Source organism: Phenylobacterium sp., assembly GCF_031360265.1.
GTDB lineage: Bacteria > Pseudomonadota > Alphaproteobacteria > Caulobacterales > Caulobacteraceae > Phenylobacterium.
In genome coordinates this window covers 1-4,163 of the sequence record NZ_JANMBF010000041.1, presented here as the reverse complement: position 1 = coordinate 4,163, position 4,163 = coordinate 1, and the positions used below count along the sequence as shown (strand labels likewise).

General features: G+C 72.4%; 5 protein-coding genes. 4 read left to right on the top strand and 1 reads right to left on the bottom strand.

The features are described from left to right. The 4 genes from RMN86_RS03625 to RMN86_RS03610 form a co-directional block, all read left to right on the top strand. A partial coding sequence (locus RMN86_RS03625; protein ID WP_309604468.1) for a hypothetical protein occupies positions 1 to 72 on the top strand: 72 nt, incomplete at its 5' end. After that, a complete protein-coding gene (locus RMN86_RS03620) occupies positions 72 to 1,595 on the top strand; it encodes an L-aspartate oxidase (protein ID WP_309604467.1) in 1,524 nt (507 codons plus the stop codon). The genes RMN86_RS03625 and RMN86_RS03620, both read left to right, overlap by 1 nt. Continuing rightward, positions 1,592 to 2,440: a carboxylating nicotinate-nucleotide diphosphorylase gene (nadC, locus tag RMN86_RS03615; protein ID WP_309604466.1), complete on the top strand. Its 849-nt coding sequence runs from the start codon at positions 1,592 to 1,594 to the stop codon at positions 2,438 to 2,440. The genes RMN86_RS03620 and nadC overlap by 4 nt, the downstream gene beginning before the upstream one ends. A gap of 63 nt (positions 2,441 to 2,503) precedes the next feature. Continuing rightward, positions 2,504 to 3,445, top strand: a complete 942-nt coding sequence (locus RMN86_RS03610; RefSeq protein WP_309604465.1) for a GlxA family transcriptional regulator — start codon at positions 2,504 to 2,506, stop codon at positions 3,443 to 3,445. 53 nt (positions 3,446 to 3,498) lie between these two features. Here RMN86_RS03610 and RMN86_RS03605 read toward each other — a convergent pair. After that, positions 3,499 to 4,163: cell wall hydrolase (locus RMN86_RS03605; protein WP_309604464.1), on the bottom strand; the 665-nt coding region annotated here is incomplete at its 5' end.

Below are 4,163 nucleotides of genomic sequence, written 5' to 3'. Positions count from 1 at the left end.
CCGCCACCGCTGGTTCCCGCCCGTTACGACCTAATCAAGGCGCGCCACCATGTGGACGTGGAGCTGATCTGATGAGCCGACTCGCGCACGACGGCGTGCTTGTGGTGGGGGCCGGCCTGGCCGGCCTCACCGCGGCGCTGGCCGCCGTCCCAGCCAAGGTGCTGGTGCTGACCGACGCGGCGCTCAACCACGGCTGTTCCTCGGCTTGGGCGCAGGGCGGCATGGCCGCGGCGCTGAGCGAAGGGGACACCCCCGAGCAGCATGCCGCCGACACCGTGGCCGCAGGCGCAGGTCTCGTGGACCCCGCGATGGCGCGCCTCCTCGCCGAGGAAGGCCCTGCTGCCGTGCACGCACTGGCCGCCTTGGGGGCGCCTTTCGACCGCACGGCTGAGGGCGGCTTCGCCCAGAGCCTGGAGGCCGCCCACGCGCGGCCGCGCATCGCCCGGGTGAAGGGCGACCAGGCCGGCCGCGCGATCATGGAGGCGGTGACGGTCGCCGTCCTGGCCGCGCGCCACATTGAGGTCCGCACCGGCCATCGCCTGCGCGGACTCCTCTGCGACGCGGACGGAAGAGTCCGCGGGGTGATTGCGGAGGCTGAGGGCCGGATGATCGAGATCACCGCCCGCGCCGTGATCCTGGCCACCGGCGGCATCGGCGGCCTCTATGCCGTCACCACCACGCCCGCCGAGCTGAAGGGCGAGGGCCTGGCGCTGGCGGCGCTGGCGGGCGCCCGGATCGCCGACCCCGAGTTCGTGCAGTTCCATCCCACGGCCATCGACATCGGCCGCGATCCCGCGCCGCTGGCCACCGAGGCCCTGCGTGGCGAGGGCGCGGTGCTGGTCAACGCCGATGGCCAGCGGTTCATGGCCCGCTACCACCCCAACGCCGAGCTGGCGCCACGGGACGTCGTGGCCCGTGCAATCCACGCCGAGCGCGAGGCCGGCCGAGGCGCCTTCCTCGACGCGACGAAGGCTGTCGGCGCGCACTTCCCCGAGGAATTTCCGGCGGTGTTCGCGGCCTGTATTTCCGGTGGGATCGATCCGCGCGCGCAGCCCATCCCGGTGGCGCCGGCCTGCCACTACCATATGGGCGGTATCGCCACGGACGCGGATGGCCACGCCTCGCTCGCCGGGCTCTATGCCGCTGGCGAGTGCGCCTCGACCGGCGTGCATGGCGCCAACCGGCTGGCCTCCAACTCGCTGCTGGAGGCCGCTGTCTTCGGCGCCCGCGCGGGCCGCGCCGCCGCGGGCGAAACCGACCCCGGTACGGCGCCCGCCGTCTGCATCGGCGCGCCCGACCTCCCGGCCCCGGCGCTTGCCCAGCTTCGCCAGGCGATGAGTCGCGACGCCGGGGTGGTGCGCACCGCCGACGGCCTCGAGCGTCTGCTGCACGAAATCGACGCTCTGGAGGCCGCCTGTGGCCGCGCGGCCCCGCTGGTGGCCGCGCGCCTCGTCGCCGCCTGCGCGCTCGCCCGCACCGAGAGCCGCGGCGGGCATTACCGCGCCGACGGTACGACCGTAGAGACCCCGCGCCGCACCTTCATCCACTGGGCCGACCTGCCCGCCGCCTGCGCCTGGAAATACGCCGCCGAATGACCGAACCGCTCGCCGATATCCTGATCGCGCCCACCGTCCGCGCCGCGCTGGCCGAGGACCTGGGGCGGGCGGGCGACGTGACCTCGCAGGCCTGCGTGCCGGCTGACGCGCGCCTGCGGGCCGTCTTCGCCAGCCGCAAGGCCGGCGTCGTCTGCGGTCTCGCCTGCGCGCGCCTGGCGATCCTCGAACTCGACCCCACCGCCGACTTCAAGGCGGTCGCGGACGATGGCGCCCAGGTCGGCGCGGGCGCAAAGCTCGCCTGGGTCGACGCCAATGCGCGGGCCTTGCTGGGCGCCGAGCGGGTTGCGTTGAACCTGATGGGCCGCCTGTCGGGCGTCGCCACCCTGACGCGCGCATACGTTGACGCCGTGGAGGGCACGGGCGCGCGGATCGTCGACACGCGCAAGACCACGCCCGGCCTGCGGGCGCTGGAGAAATACGCCGTGCGTTGCGGCGGCGGGGTCAACCACCGCTTCGGGCTCGATGACGCGATCCTGATCAAGGACAACCACATCGCGGCCTGCGGCTCGGTCGCCGAGGCCGTGCGCCGGGCCAGGGCAGCCGCCGGCCACCTGATGAAGGTCGAGGTGGAGATCGACGGTCTGGCCCAGCTCGAGGATGCGCTGCGCCACCGGCCGGACGTGCTGATGCTCGACAACTTCAACCTTGCAGACCTGGCAGAGGCGGTGCGCCTGACGGCTGGCCGCGCGATGCTGGAGGCTTCCGGCGGGGTCAGCCTCGACACCGTTCGCGCCATCGCCAAGACCGGCGTGGACGTGATCAGCGTCGGCGCCCTCACCCACTCCGCCAGCGTCCTGGATATCGGCCTGGACGCCGCCACCTAAGGTCCGGAACCCATCAGCTTGCTAAGGCTTGGCTGAAATGTCACTTTTCCCACGTTTCATGCCATGACCCGCCGCATTGCCTTCGTGATCTTTCCGGACTTCCAGCTGCTGGACGTCGCCGGGCCGATCGCCGCCTTCGACATCGCCGCACACTATCAACAGGACAGCTATCGGCTCGCCGTGCTGGCGGCGGAAGCCGGCGGCGTGCGCAGCTCCTCCGGCGTGAGGATGGCGGCGGACGCTCTCGACGACGGGCCCTTTGACACCATCGTGATGTCCGGCGGCGAAGGCACGCGGGCCTATCTCGAACGGGCCGGGCTGGTGGCCTGGCTTAAGCGTGCCGCGCCCGCCGCCCGGCGGGTGGCCAGCGTCTGTACGGGCGCCTATCTGCTTGCCGAAGCCGGCTTGCTCGACGGGAAGCGCGCCACCACGCACTGGAGCCGCACGGACGATTTCACCAGGCGCTATCCCAAAATCCGCCTGGACCCCGACCGGATCTTCATCCGCGACGGCGAGGTCTGGACGTCGGCCGGAATTACCGCCGGCATCGACTTGGCGCTGGCGCTGATCGAGGACGATCTGGGCTCGAAGGTCGCCCGCGCCACCGCCCAGCAGCTGGTTGTCCATCAGCGGCGGCCCGGCGGGCAGTCGCAGTTCTCGGCGTTGCTCGACACCGGCGGGCTGCACGGCCGCTTCGCCGAGTTGATGGATTGGGTGCGCGGGCGGCTGGACGAGCCGCTGGGTGTCGAGCGCCTCGCCGGTCAGGCCGCCATGAGCCCGCGCAACTTTGCCCGCGCCTTCGCCGCCGAGACCGGCCTTACCCCCGCCAAGGCCGTCGAACGCCTGCGCCTGGAGGCCGCCCGCATTCGCGTCGAGACCACCCGCGAGCCCATTGATCGCGTGGCCGAGGCTGCGGGCTTCCACGATCCGGAGCGCATGCGCCGCGCCTTCGTGCGCGCCTTCGGCCAGCCGCCCCAAGCGCTGCGAAGGGCGGCGCGGGCCTGACCTTTGAGAGTTGCTCCCCTGCTGGACGTCAGGCGTACGTCAGGCCGAGGACGTCAAGAGGCCGCCGGTGTGCTCGACACCTGCGATACGCTTACCGGGTCCGAGGTCTTGGTCAGTTCGGTTGTCGGCGTGCTGGCGGGCGCCTGCGGCCTGGCTGATGGGACCCCCGCCGGCTGCGGCGCCGAGGCTGGCGGCGCGGAAGCGGTCAGGGTTGCGTCGATGGTCTTTTCCACCAAGGCCGAGGCCAGGCGGATCGTGGGCACCGGACCCGGCAGGCTGGCGAACACCGCGTGTTCCCGCGCGGCCTCGAACGCCCGGCCGCGCGGGTTGAATCGGTAGAAGACGTGCAGGCCAACCTGGGTCACCCGCAGCATGCGCGGACCCCAGCCCGGCGCGACGCCGGTGGTGTGGAAATGGGTCGCCGAGCCAATGTCGGCCGCGACAGCGCCGGAGAGCGCGCGGGACGCGATTCTGCGGGCGCGATCCCAGGCGCCGGCTTCGCGGCCGCGACGCATGGAGCCGTCGCAGGCGAAGGAGAACTGGCAGCCGTGGGTGGCCGCGCCTTGGAACACCACGGCGCAGACGGTCTTTGGAAAGGCGGGGTGCTTCACGCGGTTCAGCACCACCTGGGCGACCGCGGCCTGGCCACGCGGGGTCTCGCCGCGCGCTTCGAAATAGACCGCCTGGGTCAGGCAATCGAGCTCGCGGCCGTGGTTGA